We start from the raw sequence: 12898 nt of genomic DNA, 5'->3' as shown, positions 1-12898 counted from the left end.
ACGTACGAGGCTTACAAGGAGCCCCGCAAATGATCCGCCATGCTATCCCGCCGTCCCGTTTCTTCTCCCAGACGCCGAACGACCTCATCCGCCATCCGCGCCTGAACGGCGCCGCCGTACGGCTGTTGCAGTGGGCGCTCTCCCTGCCGGAGGAGTCCCGGGAGACCCTCCAGTCCATCGGCGAGAAGATGCCCGAAGGGCGCATCGCCCTGCGCCGGGCCCGGCAGCAGCTGGAGGCGGAGGGCTATGTGCACACCCGCCGCACCCAGAGCCCCGAGACCGGCCGCTGGACCACCCGGGTCCTCGTCTCCAACGTGCCGCTGCGCGACCCCGCCGAGATCGAGGCCGCCTTCGCGGCGCCGGGCGGCAGCATCCCGACCGCCGGTGCGCCGTCCGTACGGGCCGTCGGCGCATCCCCCAAGGGGGAGAACAGGGAGGAGCAGAACACCTCCCACCCCGAGCCCGCCGCCGACGAGCCGCTGGTCGCCCGCGCGGCGGCCGCGCTGCACCGCCTCGGGCGGCGGGAGGCCAGGCTCACCCTGGGCGTCGCCGAGGCGGCCCGGCTGGCCCCGCTCGCCGCCCGCTGGCTGGCCCACGGCGCGAGCGAGCTGGAACTGCGCACCGCCCTGTCCCGCGGACTGCCCTCCGCGGTCCACTCCCCCGCCGGCTTCATCGCCCGCCGCCTGCGCGACAAGCTCCCCGCACCACGCGCCGACCGCGACCCCGCCGCCCCCGCGGCCCCGCTCCCCGAATGCCCCGACTGCGGCGACCCGCTGCCCCCGGGCCGCCCCACGGGCCCCTGCACGCCTTGCGCCGGAGCCGCCCCCGCCGCTCCACCCGTCGCCCCGTCAGACGGTCCGCGCGGCGCCGCCCTGGCCCGCGCGGGCATCGTGCGGCAGCGCCCCCGCGTGAGGCCGCGGGTGGCAGCCGACTGATCATCGCGGCTACCGCGGAGCGGCACGGCGCGACCGTCCCGCACTACGACGGCGACTTCGACATGATCGTCGGCGTAACCGGCCGGCCCGTCCGCTGGGTGGTGCCGTCCGGGACGGCCGACTGAGTGACGCTCCGCCGCTCCGTCAGATCGCAGGCGGGGCACCGTTCATCCTCTTTGGTCACCCAAAGTGCGGAACCGCACGCACAAGGTAACGATGAGCGCAATCGCTTCGATCCGGGAGCGAGCTCCTTTCGTCATCTTCGAAGGCAGAGAGATGAACATACGAGCGAAGAATGTCCTGTCCGGACGACCCCGTCGTAAGGTGCTTTGGGGTGTCGCCGGAGCCATGACCGTCGCCACGGCGGTCGTCACGACCACCGCTTTCATCGGCCCCACGAACGCCACCGCCACCGCGCGCACCGCCGCGGTCGCCGAAGACGCCGCCGCGAACCCCGTGAAGGGCGGCAACAACCGCGACGACTGGCGGTTGAGGACCGCCGAGTTCCTGGGCGTCTCCGCCCTCGTGCCCTCGGGCGCCACGCAGACCGTCTCGGCGCGCTGCCCCTCGCGTGCCGAGGTCACCGGCGGCGGTTTCGTCCTCAGCGACCCCGTCCTGGTCGTGCTGACGAGCCAGCGGTCCGGCAACGGATGGACCGTCACCGTCCGGCACATCCCCAGCGTCCCGGTGACCAGGGTGGCCACCGCCCGTGCCGTCGTGGAGTGCGGCGCCATCGTCCGGGACAACAACAACAACTGGTAGATCCCCCTACGTGTGCCACCGCCCCGGCCCCCAGCGCTCATGACGAGGGGCCGGGGCGGGCCTGTGTCCCGCACCGTCAGGACCGCTTTCCCACGGACTCCGCCGCCATGCACACCGCGACGCCCAGCGCGACGAGCAGCACGCACACATAGATCTGATAGCCGTCCAGGAAGCCGATCCGGTGGGTCAGCGCCCACAGGCGGAACCAGCCGCCGGTGAGCTCGTAGGCGATGCCGCCGATGCCCTGGGAGAGCAGCACGAAGCCGAGGAAGCCGAGGAAACCCTTCATGCCACGAGGCTAGGGAGCCCGCACCCGCACCGGCTGTCGGCGAAAGTCGCCGATCGCGCGCGGGTTGTCGTCCGAAGGTATCGACTTGGGACGCGGGGGTGGTGCCCGCGCCCCGGGACCGTACATTCGGGGACATGCGACGCGTACGGAAGGGGACGGTCGCCGACATCGCGGTCTTCCTCGGTGCGGCGGCCTTCTCCGTGCTGTCCGTGGACGGCGTGGGCGCCCCGATCGGGGTCGCCGAGCAGGCGGTCGCCGCGGCCGCGTGCGCGGCGCTGTTCCTGCGGCACCGGTGGCCGGTGCAGCTGGCGGTGGTGCTGCTGGTGACGGGCTGGTTCGCGCACCTGGTCGGAGGCCCGACCGCGGTGGCGGTGTTCACCGTCGCGGCCTACCGGCCGCTGCGTACGACGGCGTGGGTGGCGGCCCTGGCGTTCGCGCCGCTGCCGCTGTTCGTGGCACGGGGCCCCGACCCGGATCTGCCGGAGACCGGCTCGGCGCTGACCTTCTTCGTGATCATGGCGGGTTCGATCGGCTGGGGCCTGTACGTGCGCTCCCGGCGCCAGTTGCTCGCCTCGTACGCCGAGCGCGGGCGGCGGCAGGCGCGCGAGGAGATCGCCCGGGAGATGCACGACGTGCTGGCGCACCGGCTGTCGCTGCTCAGCGTCCACGCGGGGGCGCTGGAGTTCCGTCCGGACGCGCCCCCGGCGGAGATCGAGCGCGCGGCCGGGGTGATCCGGGAGAGCGCGCACGAGGCGCTGGAGGACCTGCGCGGGATCATCGGTGTCCTGCGCGGACCGGACGGGACCGGCACGGCGGACGGCGCGGGCGCACGGCCGCAGCCGACGCTGGCGGACGTGCCGCGGCTGGTGACGGAGTCACGGGACGCCGGGATGCGGATCGTGCTGGAGGCGGACGACGTCGCCGTGTCGGCGGCGCCCGGCGCCTCGGGGCGCACGGCGTACCGGATCGTGCAGGAGGGGCTGACCAACGCCCGCAAGCACGCCCCCGGCACACAGGTGACGGTGCGGCTGGCCGGCGGCCCGGCGGACGGGCTGACGGTCGAGGTCAGCAATCCGGCGCCGATCGCCGCGGGCGTGGTCTCGGCCATCCCCGGCGCGGGGCAGGGCCTGATCGGGCTCGCGGAACGGGCCGCGCTCGCCGGCGGCGGGCTGGAACACGGCCGGGTCGGCCCGGACTTCCGGCTGCGCGCCTGGCTACCGTGGGCGGCGTGACGATGGTGCGGCTGCTGCTCGTGGACGACGACCCGCTGGTTCGGGCGGGGCTGCGGCTGATGCTCGGCGGGGCGCCGGACATCGAGGTCGTCGCCGAGGCGGGCGACGGCGGCGAGGTGGCTGCGCTGGTCGAGGAGCACTCCCCCGACGTGGTGCTGATGGACATCCGCATGCCCTCGGTGGACGGTCTCGCGGCCACCGAGGCGCTGCGGGCCCGGCCGGGGGCGCCGGAGGTGATCGTGCTGACCACCTTCAACACCGACGAGCACGTCCTGCGGGCGCTGCGCGCCGGCGCCGCGGGCTTCGTCCTCAAGGACACCCCGCCGCGCGAGATCGTCGAGGCGGTGCGCAAGGTGGCGGCCGGGGAACCGGTGCTGTCCCCGGCGGTGACCCGGCAGTTGATCGCCCAGGTCGCGGGCACCGGTGCGGCGGAGCGCGGCGCGGGGGCGGCGGCACGGCGGCGGCTCGCGTCGCTGGGCGAACGGGAGCGGGAGGTGGCCCTCGCCGTCGGCGAGGGCCGGTCCAACGCGGAGATCGCGGCCGGACTCCACATGAGCGTGCCGACCGTCAAGACGCACGTCTCACGCATCCTCGGCAAGCTGGGCCTGAACAACCGGGTGCAGATCGCCCTCCTCGTCCACGACGCGGCCGCCCCGGGCCACGGCTGAGGTCCCACGCCCCTGATCCGGGGCCGGGCGGCCTGCCCTGCCGAGGGTGCGGGCACGGGCCTCTTAGGGTGCGGGTACCCGCACCCCAAGCAGCGGGCCCCGCACCACGCACGGAACGCCAGAGAGCGAGAACCGCCCATGCCCACCGGCACCCGCAGGACCGTCCTGATCACCGGCACCTCTTCCGGCATCGGCCTGGCCGCCGCCGTGGCCGCCGCCCGCGCGGGCTGGAACGTGGTGGCCACCATGCGCGACCCCGGCAAGGCGGACGCCCTCCGCGAGGCCGCGGCGAAGGCGGGCGTCTCCGAGCACGTCCACGTCAAGCGGCTGGACGTGACCGACCCGCGGCTGGTCGCCGCGTGCGTCGAGGACGTCGTCGTCGAGTTCGGCGCCCTCGACGCGGTGGTCAACAACGCCGGCGCCGGGCACGTCGGCACGATCGAACTGGAGACGGTGGCGGACGTCCGCGCCACGATGGAGGTCAACTTCTTCGGGGTCGTCGAGGTCGTCAAGGCGGCGATGCCGCACCTGCGTGCCTCCGGCGGCCGGCTGGTCACCGTCACCAGCGTCGGCGGTGTCGTCGGGCAGCCCTTCAACGAGGCCTACTGCGCGGCGAAGTTCGCGGTCGAGGGCTACATGGAGGCACTCGCGCCCGTGGCGGCCGCGGTCGGGGTCGCCGTCAGCGTCGTCGAACCCGGCGCGGTGGGCAGCGAGTTCATCGCCAACCTGGGCCTCGACATCCCCGCGTACGTGGCGGCCGCGGGACCGTACGCGCCCGCGCTCACGCACTACCTCGACCGCACCACCCAGGCGTTCGCGGCCGCGCAGACCGTCGACGACGCCGCCGCGCCCATCGTCGACGTGCTCACCGCCGAGCGGCCGCCCTTCCGCGTGCAGACCTCGCCGCAGGCCCGGGCGTTCACCGGCCTGAAGCTCGCGGACCTCGACGGCTCCGCGGTTCAGTCGCTGACCGGCGGCTGGGTGACGGCCTCGTCCTGAGCGTCCCGCCGCTCCAGGGCGTCCGCGAGGGCGTCGATCAGCTCCACGACGCCCTCCGGGCCGTCCACCACGAGGTCGGCGCGGGCGGCCAGTTCGACCACCTCCGCGCTGCCGCTGCACACCAGCACCCCGGGCAGGCCCTCGGCGCGGCGCTTCTCCACGGCCCCGAAGGCGGCCAGGTCGCCCAGGTCGTCACCGGCGTAGAGGACGGGACCGGCGCCGACCTCCCGCAGGTAGTCGCTGAGGGCAACGCCCTTGTCCATTCCGGGCGGTCGCAGCTCCAGCACCATCCGGCCCGGCTCCACGATCAGCCCGTGGCGCTCGGCCAGCGCGCGCAGCGGACCGTTGAGCGCCTCGAACGCGGCCTGCGGATCCTCCGTGCGGCGCGTGTGGACGGCCACCGCACGGCCCTTGTCCTCCACCCACGTGCCCTGCCACGCCCCGATCGCGTCCAGCACGCCCGGCAGCTCCGCGCGCACCGCGTTGACCCCGGGGTGCGCGCCGGGCGCCTTCACCTCACCGGAACGCGCGTCCCAGCGCTCGGCCCCGTAGTGCCCCAGCACGACCAGGTGCTCCAGGCCCCGCACCCCGGCGAAGCCCCCGTACCGCACGGCCACTCCCGCGGGGCGGCCCGTCACGACCACGACGGACCCGATGCGGGGCGCCAGACGGGCCAGCGCGGCGGCGGCGCCGGGATGCGCCCGCGCGCTGTCCGGATCCGGCACGATCGGCGCCAGCGTCCCGTCGAAGTCCAGGGCCAGCACCGCCCTGCGGGGCTCTGCGAGCAGTGCGGCCAGGCCCTCGCCGCCCTCCGGCGTCGTCGGCACCGGCAGTTCGTTGCTGCGGCTGCGGCTCATGCCCCCGACCATACCGACCCCCGCGGGGTGCACGCCCGGCGTACGGAAGCATCCCGCCCCCGGCGGACGGGGTCAGCGGTTGGTGCGGTGGGTGTCCCGGGTGCGGCGGAGGCGGTTGACCGTGACGGGGTCGTGCGCCAGGGCGCGGGGATCGTCCAGGAGGGCGTTGAGGAGCTGGTAGTAACGCGTGGGGGAGATGCCGAGGCGTTCGCGGACGGCCCGTTCCTTCGCGCCGGGGCCGGTCCAGGTGCGGCGGGCGATGTCGAGGACCGCGCGGTCCTGTTCCGTCAGCCCGTCCTGGGGTGCCTCCGCCCCGGTCTCGTCCCGTTCCATCCGACAACCATATCCGCGCCCCGGTCACTCCCGTTCCGCGTCGAGCGCCTCCGCCTGCTGCTGCACGCGCCCCAGGACGGTGCCGGGCACGCCGTCCGGGGAGACCGCCTTGCCGAGGGAGGTCTTGAGCCTGCCCGCGACAGTGCCCCAGGAGGTCTTCTGCGCGGGGTAGAACACCGCCGTCGGCAGCTGGTCGATGAACGGCCGGAGCTCCTTGTACCTCTTCTTCCGCGCCATGGCCTCGGACGCCGAGGTGGTCACCGGCAGCAGCCCGTACTCGTCCAGGAAGGCCAGCGCGTTCGCGGGGCTGTAGACGTACTCCAGGAAGTCGCCGATCTGGTCGCGATGGCCGTGCTGTCTGAAGGCCAGCAGCCAGTCCGCGACGCCGAGGGTCTCCTGGACGCGGCCGGTGCGCCCGGGGATCGGGACGGCGCCGACGTCGATGCCCTTCCGGCGGGCCTCGGCGAGCAGGGTGGGGTGGCCGTTGATCATGCCGGCGTCACCGGCGAGGAAGGCGTCGAAGACGTCCTGGCGATCGGTCTTCGCCGGTTCCGTGGGGCCCGTGAGGCCCGGCCGGACGAGGTTGTCCTTGACCCACTGCAGGGCCTGGATGTTCCGGACGGAGTTGATCGTGTAGCCGCCGGCGAGGTTGGTGTAGCCGCCGTTGTTGCCGAGCATCCACATCAGCGCCTCGGCCTGGGCCTCCTCGGGGCCGAGCGGCAGCCCGTACGGGACACCGACCCCGACCGCCTTCAGCGCCTCGGCGGCCGCCCTGACGTCGTCCCAGGTCCTGGGGGCCCGGTGGAGGCCCGCCCTGCGGAAGAGGTCCTTGTTGTAGAAGAACATGCGCGAGCTGGACACGAACGGCAGCCCGAACTGCGCCTGGTGGACCTCGCCCGCCTCGGCGAGGGAGCCGATGAAGTCGGCCTGGGCCGAGACGTTGAGAATCTCCTCGGCGCTGTAGAGCCGGTCGTCCTCGACGTAGTCGGCGTAGGAGCCGATCTGCGCGATGTCGGGGGCGTCGCCCGCGGCCACCATCTCGGCGACCTTCCGGTCCACGACCTTCCAGTCGTAGACCTTCACGTCGATCGTGATCCCCGGGTGCTTCGCCTCGTACGCGCGGGCTATCCGGTCCCAGTAGAGCCGGGAGTCGTCGTCGGGCCCGGAACCGTAGTCGGCCGCGACCATCGTGAGCGCGGCGTCCCCCGATCCCGAGCCCGGACCGCAGGCGCCGAGGGTGGTGAGGGACAGGGCCGCCGAGAGGCCGGCGGCGATCGTGCTCAGGGTTCGTCTCCGGTACACCGGGTTCCTTCCGGTCATCGAATGCGCTGAGTGTTCCTCTGATCGCTTGGAGTCTTCACCCCGCCGGCAGCCGAGGTCTACACCACTCGGGTTGCGCTTGCGCAACGTCACCTGGCGTCCGTTCGCACGCGGAACGCGATCTCTTTCGCCGAGTGGACTAGACCTTTTGTGGGGTCGCGCGCGACACTGTCCCCCGTGAGACACGTCATCGCCCTCGATGTGGGCGGCACCGGCATGAAGGCCGCCCTGGTCGCGGCGGACGGCACGCTGCTGCACGAGGCGCGCCGCCCGACCGGCCGGGAACGCGGTCCGGGCGCCGTGGTCGATTCCGTGCTCGACTTCGCCGCGGAACTCCGGGCCCACGGAGAAAGCGCTTACGGCGAGCCCGCCGCCGCGGCCGGGGTGGCCGTACCCGGCCTGGTCGACGAGCGGGCCGGTATCGCCGTGTACTCCGCGAACCTCGGCTGGCGCGACGCGCCCCTGCGCGACCTGCTCACCCGCCGGCTCGACGGCACCCCCGTCGCCCTCGGCCACGACGTGCGCGCCGGGGGCCTCGCCGAGGGCCGGCTGGGCGCGGGGCGCGGCGCCGAGCGCTTCCTGTTCGTGGCCCTGGGCACCGGCATCGCCGGCGCGATCGGCATCGAGGGCCGCGTCGAGGCCACCGAGCTCGGCCACATCGTCGTCCGCCCCGGCGGCCTGGCCTGCGGCTGCGGCCAGCACGGCTGCCTGGAGACGGTGGCCTCCGCCGCCGCCGTGGCCCGCGCCTGGGAGGCGGCCGGGGGAAGCCCGGACACCGGGGCCGCAGGCTGCGCCGCCGCCGTGGCCGCGGGCGACCCCCGCGCGACGGCCGTGTGGGACGAGGTGGTCGCCGCCCTCGCCGACGGCCTGGTCACCGGGATCACCCTGCTGACCCCGGGCACGCTGATCGTCGGCGGCGGTCTGGCCGAGGCCGGCGACACCCTCTTCGCGCCGCTGCGTGCCGCCGTCGAGCGGCGGCTGACCTTCCAGCAACACCCCCTCATCGTGCCGGCGGCCCTCGGGGACACCGCCGGATGCCTGGGCGCAGGGCTGCTCGCCTGGGATCTTCTCTCCGTGGAGGTGACCGCTTGACTGCGGCAACTAGCGTGCTGACCGGTGCCCGTGTGGTGCTGCCGGACGGCGTGGTCGAGGACGGCCGGGTGACCGTCGAGGGCCGCTCGATCATCGCGAACGACGCGCGCCAGGCGTCCACCCGCGACCTGACCGGGCACTGGATCGTCCCCGGCTTCGTCGACATCCACGTGCACGGCGGCGGCGGCGCGTCCTTCTCCTCCGGGGGCGCGGAGGCCGTCCTCACCGGCGTCGAGACCCACCGCAGGCACGGCACCACGACGCTGCTCGCCTCCACCGTCACCGGGGACCTGGACGACCTCGCCCGGCAGGCCGCCCTGCTGTCGGAGCTGGTCGAGCAGGGCGACCTGGCCGGCATCCACTTCGAGGGTCCGTTCATCTCCCCGCACCGCCGCGGCGCGCACAAGCCGTCGCTGCTGCGCGACCCGCACCCCTCGGACGTCCGCAAGCTGCTCGACGCCGCCCGGGGCACCGCGCGCATGGTGACCCTCGCCCCCGAACTGCCCGGCGGGCTGGACTCGGTGCGGATGCTGGCGGAGCACGGCGTCATCGCCGCCGTCGGTCACACCGACGCCGCGTACGAGGCCACCCTGGAGGCCGTCGAGGCGGGCGCGACCGTGGCGACGCACCTGTTCAACGCCATGCCCGCGCTGCAGCACCGGACGCCCGGCCCCATCGCAGCGCTGCTGGAGGACGAGCGGGTCACCGTCGAGCTCATCAACGACGGCGTCCACCTCCACCCGGCCGTCCTGGAGTTGGCGTTCCGCAGCGCCGGCGCCGAGCGGGTCGCCTTCATCACCGACGCCATGGACGCCGCCGGCTTCGGCGACGGCCGCTACCTGCTCGGCCCGATGGAGGTCGACGTCGTCGACGGCGTCGCCCGGCTCGTCGAGGGCGGTTCCATCGCCGGCTCCACGCTCACCCTGGACACCGCGTTCAAGCGGGCGGTCACCGTGGACGGACTGCCGGTCGGCGACGCCGTACGGGCACTGAGCGCCAACCCGGCGCGCCTGCTGGGCGCTTACGACCGGATCGGCTCGCTGGAGGCCGGCAAGGACGCCGACCTGGTGGTCCTGAACGAGGCGTTCGACCTGGTGGGCGTCATGCGGAAGGGAAGCTGGGTCGTCGAGCCCTGACGGGCCCGGGGCGGCGGGGTCTGTGCCTCCGGGCGTTCCTTTGGCATGATCCCTTCCCATCGCACACGCTGTTCGAAGGGATCATGCGGTGATCGTCACCGTCACGCTGAACGCCGCCCTCGACGTGACCTACCGCGTCCCCCGCCTGCGGCCGCACACCACCCACCGGGTGTCCGAGGCCGCGGAACGTCCCGGCGGCAAAGGGCTGAACGTCGCCCGCGTCCTCGCCGCGCTCGGCCACCAGGCCGTCGCGACCGGCTTCGCGGGCGGCGCGGCCGGTGACCGGCTGCGCGCCTGGCTGACCGGGATCGACGGCGTCACGGACGCCCTCGTGCCCACCTCCGGCAGCACGCGTCGGACGGTGGGCGTCGTGGACGAGTCGGGCGGCGACACCACGATGTTCAACGAGCCCGGGCCGACCATCACTTCGGAGGAGTGGGCGGCCTTCCTCGGCACGTACCGCGCGTTCCTGGAGGGCGGCGCCATACGGGCCGTGGCCCTGTGCGGCAGCCTGCCGCCGGGACTGCCCGTCGGCTGCTACGCCGACCTCGTCCGGGACGCGCGGGGCGTGGGCGTCCCCGTACTCCTGGACACCAGCGGCGAACCCCTGCGGCGCGGTCTGGCCGCGCGCCCCGACCTCGTGAAGCCGAACGCCACCGAGCTGACCGGCCTCACCGGCACGACGGAACCGCTGCGCGCCGCCCGCGCCGCCCGGCGCCGCGGCGCCCGCGCCGTCGCCGCCTCACTCGGCCCCGACGGCATGCTCGCCCTCGCCGAGGACGGAACCGTGTGGACCGCCCGGCCTCCGGCCCCCGTCCCCGGCAACCCGGCCGGCGCCGGCGACTCCGCCGTCGCCGCCCTGCTCTCCGGCCTCGTCGAGGGCCTCGACTGGCCGCGGCGTCTCGCCCGCGCCGTCGCCCTCTCGGCGGCCACCGTGGCGGCGCCGGTCGCGGGCGAATTCGACCGCGGGGTGTACGAGGACCTGCTGGGGCGGGTCGAGGTGCTGCGCTCGGAGGAGGGTGCCTCACGGCTGTAGCCCGCCGTGACCGGCGGGCCACAGCCGGATCAGCCTCACCAGCCCTTGGGCGACTGGTCCTTGTCCATGAGCGCCAGCTGGTCGAGGTTGAAGTGGCAGGCGTCGCCCTGACCGCAGGTCAGGGCGAGCGTGTTGGTCCCCTGCTTCAGGTCGAGGGTGGCGTAGGAGCGGTACCAGTGGTTCCAGTCGCCCTCCTTGCCCCAGTTCTTCAGGTCCGGCTTGTAGCTCTGGGGCTTCCCGTTGACCACGATCGTGGCGCTGGCCGAGTCCTTCTCCGCGTTGCCGTAGCGGATCCAGAAGTCGTACGAGCCGTCCTTCGGCACGTCGACCTTCCAGGTCACCGACGCGCCCACCGCGTTCATGTTCTCGACGTACTTGCCGCCCGCCGCCAGGGTGCCCTTGTACTGGGAACCGATCCTCGCGCCGCCCGCCTTGACCAGCGTCGCCGCGTCGACGACACCGGGCTCGGTCGCGCTCGCCGAGGCGGAGGGCTTGCCGGAGCTGTCGCCCTTGCCGCCGTCGCTGTTCGCCGTCGGGGTCGGGGTGCTGCCCGCCTGCGACTTGTCGTCGTCGCCGCCCGCCATCGCCACGCCGATGCCGATCGCGACGGCGGCCACCACGGCGACGGCGCCGATCAGCAGGCCCTTGCTGTTCGGGCCGCCGGGGCGCGCGGACGCCGCGCGGCGGCTGCCGCCGCCGGCCGGGCCGCCGGGACCCTGGGGGAACTGCTGGGTCGCCTGGGGCTGCTGGTGACCGTAGGAGGGCTGCTGCTGGCCGTACCCGGGCTGCTGCTGCGGGTACCCGTAACCGCCCTGCTGGGGCTGCTGGGGCTGCTGCGGCTGCTGGGAGCGCCGCTCACCGACCCGCTGCACCTGGTTGTACGAGGTGCGGGGCACGCCGGGCTGGGCAGCAGCCGCCTGACCCGGCTCTTCGCCGTCCTGGCGGTACAGGTACGCGAAGGGGTCGTCATTCCCGGGCTCGGGAGCACCGTTGTTGCCGGCCGTCATCCGCTCTTCACCTTCCACTGCCTGTCGCTTGCACAGCACCTATCAGTACCGGGCCATCCGGTAAAAGGAGTGCGCTCTTCAGATGGCCAATGTTCATGATCGATTCATCCGCGGCCGTCATGGGCGGACACACCTCTGACCACGGCACCCTACCTGGAACCGGTGACAAGCCGCTCAACCGTCCGATGCCCCGGGCTGTGCGCATACCGTGGAGCCGTGATCGACAGCACAGCCGCGTACACGGGATGGCGGGAGGCCGCGGAGCGGGCCCTGTACGGCCCCGGAGGGTTCTTCCGGCGGGAGCGCCCGGCCGGCCATTTCCGCACGTCCGTCCATGCGTCGCCGCTGTTCGCGGGGGCCGTCGCCCGCCTCCTGGCACGCGTCGACGCGGAGCTCGGGCACCCCGGCGAGCTGGCCCTGGTGGACGTCGGCGCGGGTGCCGGGGAGCTCCTCACGGGGGTGATCGATGTGGTTCCGGCCACTTTGCGCACCCGCCTGCGGCCGTACGCGGTCGAGAAGGCCCCGCGGCCGGACGGCCTCGACACCCGGGTGACCTGGTGCGAAGAGGTCCCCCAGGGGCTGCGGGGTGTGCTCTTCGCGAACGAATGGCTGGACAACGTGCCGGTCGACGTGGCCGAGACCGACCGGCACGGCGTGCCCCGTTACGTCCTGGTACGCGCCTCCGACGGGGCCGAACGACACGGCGACGCGGTGGCCGGGGAGGACGCCGCGTGGCTGCGCCGGTGGTGGCCGATCGAGGGCGCCGAGGCCGGGACCAGGGCGGAGATCGGCCGCTGGCGGGATTCCGCCTGGACCGCCGCGGTGGCCTCCCTGGAGGCCGGGACCGCTGTCGCGGTCGACTACGGGCACCTGTCGGCCACACGGCCGCCGTACGGGACGCTCACCGCGTTCCGGGAGGGCCGCGAGCTCTCGCCCCCGGTACCGGACGGCTCCTGCGACATCACCGCGCACGTGGCGATGGACGCCTGCGCGGGCCCCGGAGCGGTCCTGCGCACCCAGCGCGAGGCGCTGCGCGACCTCGGGGTCACCGGGGCCCGCCCACCGCTCTCCCTGGCCTCCTCCGACCCCGCCGGCTACGTCCGCGCCCTGGCGTCCGCGGGCGAGGCCGCCGAACTCACCGACCCGGCCGGGCTGGGCGGCTTCCTCTGGCTGGAGCAGCGGGTCCCGGCGCCCGCGACCGTGGCGGGGGGCACCCCCCACGACGCGTAAAG

General features: G+C 74.2%; 14 protein-coding genes and 1 pseudogene. 10 read left to right on the top strand and 5 right to left on the bottom strand.

Annotated features, from left to right (window positions below; translation table 11 throughout):
- Positions 1–29: 29 nt before the first annotated feature.
- From AB0F62_RS00930 to AB0F62_RS00920, 3 genes and pseudogenes are all read left to right on the top strand, one after another.
- Positions 30–935 carry a hypothetical protein gene (locus AB0F62_RS00930; RefSeq protein ID WP_361790450.1) on the top strand — a complete coding sequence of 302 codons (906 nt, stop codon included), beginning with the start codon at positions 30–32 and terminating at the stop codon, positions 933–935.
- Positions 932–1060: pseudogene (locus tag AB0F62_RS00925) on the top strand (VapC toxin family PIN domain ribonuclease); the annotation flags it as partial. The gene AB0F62_RS00930 and the pseudogene AB0F62_RS00925, both read left to right, overlap by 4 nt.
- Before the next feature lie 223 nt (positions 1061–1283).
- Positions 1284–1697 (top strand): hypothetical protein, encoded by a 414-nt coding sequence (locus tag AB0F62_RS00920; RefSeq protein ID WP_361790447.1) that lies wholly within the window; start codon positions 1284–1286, stop codon positions 1695–1697.
- A 76-nt stretch (positions 1698–1773) separates the two neighbouring features.
- Here AB0F62_RS00920 and AB0F62_RS00915 read toward each other — a convergent pair whose 3' ends face one another.
- On the bottom strand, positions 1774–1986 hold the full coding sequence (locus tag AB0F62_RS00915; protein WP_361790444.1) for a hypothetical protein: 213 nt from the start codon (positions 1984–1986) through the stop codon (positions 1774–1776).
- A gap of 134 nt (positions 1987–2120) precedes the next feature.
- Between AB0F62_RS00915 and AB0F62_RS00910 the strand changes: the two genes are divergently transcribed.
- The 3 genes from AB0F62_RS00910 to AB0F62_RS00900 all read left to right on the top strand — a co-directional run bounded on the left by AB0F62_RS00910 (position 2121) and on the right by AB0F62_RS00900 (position 4885).
- A complete protein-coding gene (locus AB0F62_RS00910) occupies positions 2121–3218 on the top strand; it encodes a histidine kinase (protein ID WP_361790441.1) in 1098 nt (365 codons plus the stop codon).
- A gap of 2 nt (positions 3219–3220) precedes the next feature.
- On the top strand, positions 3221–3886 hold the full coding sequence (locus AB0F62_RS00905) for a response regulator transcription factor (protein WP_361790789.1): 666 nt from the start codon (positions 3221–3223) through the stop codon (positions 3884–3886).
- Positions 3887–4024: 138 nt separating this feature from the next.
- On the top strand, positions 4025–4885 hold the full coding sequence (locus AB0F62_RS00900; RefSeq protein ID WP_361790438.1) for an SDR family NAD(P)-dependent oxidoreductase: 861 nt from the start codon (positions 4025–4027) through the stop codon (positions 4883–4885).
- On the opposite strand, the gene otsB is transcribed toward AB0F62_RS00900, so the two are convergent.
- From otsB to AB0F62_RS00885, 3 genes are all read right to left on the bottom strand, one after another.
- Entirely contained in the window at positions 4846–5742 is an 897-nt protein-coding gene (otsB, locus tag AB0F62_RS00895; protein WP_361790435.1) for a trehalose-phosphatase, read from the bottom strand. The two genes, AB0F62_RS00900 and otsB, sit on opposite strands and share 40 nt — an antisense overlap.
- A gap of 72 nt (positions 5743–5814) precedes the next feature.
- Entirely contained in the window at positions 5815–6075 is a 261-nt protein-coding gene (locus AB0F62_RS00890) for a DUF3263 domain-containing protein (protein ID WP_361790432.1), read from the bottom strand.
- A 24-nt stretch (positions 6076–6099) separates the two neighbouring features.
- Positions 6100–7377: an extracellular solute-binding protein gene (locus tag AB0F62_RS00885; protein WP_361790429.1), complete on the bottom strand. Its 1278-nt coding sequence runs from the start codon at positions 7375–7377 to the stop codon at positions 6100–6102.
- A gap of 195 nt (positions 7378–7572) precedes the next feature.
- Between AB0F62_RS00885 and AB0F62_RS00880 the strand changes: the two genes are divergently transcribed.
- The 3 genes from AB0F62_RS00880 to AB0F62_RS00870 all read left to right on the top strand — a co-directional run bounded on the left by AB0F62_RS00880 (position 7573) and on the right by AB0F62_RS00870 (position 10659).
- Positions 7573–8487, top strand: coding sequence for an ROK family protein (locus AB0F62_RS00880; RefSeq protein ID WP_361790427.1), 915 nt, complete (start codon positions 7573–7575; stop codon positions 8485–8487).
- Positions 8484–9623, top strand: coding sequence for an N-acetylglucosamine-6-phosphate deacetylase (nagA, locus tag AB0F62_RS00875; RefSeq protein ID WP_361790425.1), 1140 nt, complete (start codon positions 8484–8486; stop codon positions 9621–9623). Before AB0F62_RS00880 ends, nagA begins: the two co-directional genes overlap by 4 nt.
- An 88-nt stretch (positions 9624–9711) precedes the next feature.
- Positions 9712–10659 carry a hexose kinase gene (locus AB0F62_RS00870; protein WP_361790422.1) on the top strand — a complete coding sequence of 316 codons (948 nt, stop codon included), beginning with the start codon at positions 9712–9714 and terminating at the stop codon, positions 10657–10659.
- 35 nt (positions 10660–10694) lie between these two features.
- Here AB0F62_RS00870 and AB0F62_RS00865 read toward each other — a convergent pair whose 3' ends face one another.
- A complete protein-coding gene (locus tag AB0F62_RS00865; protein WP_361790419.1) occupies positions 10695–11666 on the bottom strand; it encodes a carbohydrate-binding protein in 972 nt (323 codons plus the stop codon).
- 216 nt (positions 11667–11882) lie between these two features.
- On the opposite strand from AB0F62_RS00865, the gene AB0F62_RS00860 reads away from it, so the two are divergent.
- Entirely contained in the window at positions 11883–12896 is a 1014-nt protein-coding gene (locus AB0F62_RS00860; protein WP_361790417.1) for an SAM-dependent methyltransferase, read from the top strand.
- Positions 12897–12898: the final 2 nt, after the last annotated feature.

This window comes from Streptomyces sp. NPDC026673 (assembly GCF_040638135.1).
Lineage (GTDB): Bacteria > Actinomycetota > Actinomycetes > Streptomycetales > Streptomycetaceae > Actinacidiphila.
The sequence above is the reverse complement of the archived record's forward strand: the minus strand, read 5'-3'. Positions and strand labels throughout refer to the sequence as shown.

Bases quoted from the DNA above. Each gene is read 5' to 3' on its own strand.
- AB0F62_RS00930 (WP_361790450.1), top strand. From the start codon at position 30: ATGATCCGCCATGCTATCCCGCCGTCCCGTTTCTTCTCCCAGACGCCG.
- AB0F62_RS00920 (WP_361790447.1), top strand. From the start codon at position 1,284: ATGACCGTCGCCACGGCGGTCGTCACGACCACCGCTTTCATCGGCCCC.
- AB0F62_RS00915 (WP_361790444.1), bottom strand. From the start codon at position 1,986: ATGAAGGGTTTCCTCGGCTTCCTCGGCTTCGTGCTGCTCTCCCAGGGC.
- AB0F62_RS00910 (WP_361790441.1), top strand. From the start codon at position 2,121: ATGCGACGCGTACGGAAGGGGACGGTCGCCGACATCGCGGTCTTCCTC.
- AB0F62_RS00905 (WP_361790789.1), top strand. From the start codon at position 3,221: ATGGTGCGGCTGCTGCTCGTGGACGACGACCCGCTGGTTCGGGCGGGG.
- AB0F62_RS00900 (WP_361790438.1), top strand. From the start codon at position 4,025: ATGCCCACCGGCACCCGCAGGACCGTCCTGATCACCGGCACCTCTTCC.
- otsB (WP_361790435.1), bottom strand. From the start codon at position 5,742: ATGAGCCGCAGCCGCAGCAACGAACTGCCGGTGCCGACGACGCCGGAG.
- AB0F62_RS00890 (WP_361790432.1), bottom strand. From the start codon at position 6,075: ATGGAACGGGACGAGACCGGGGCGGAGGCACCCCAGGACGGGCTGACG.
- AB0F62_RS00865 (WP_361790419.1), bottom strand. From the start codon at position 11,666: ATGACGGCCGGCAACAACGGTGCTCCCGAGCCCGGGAATGACGACCCC.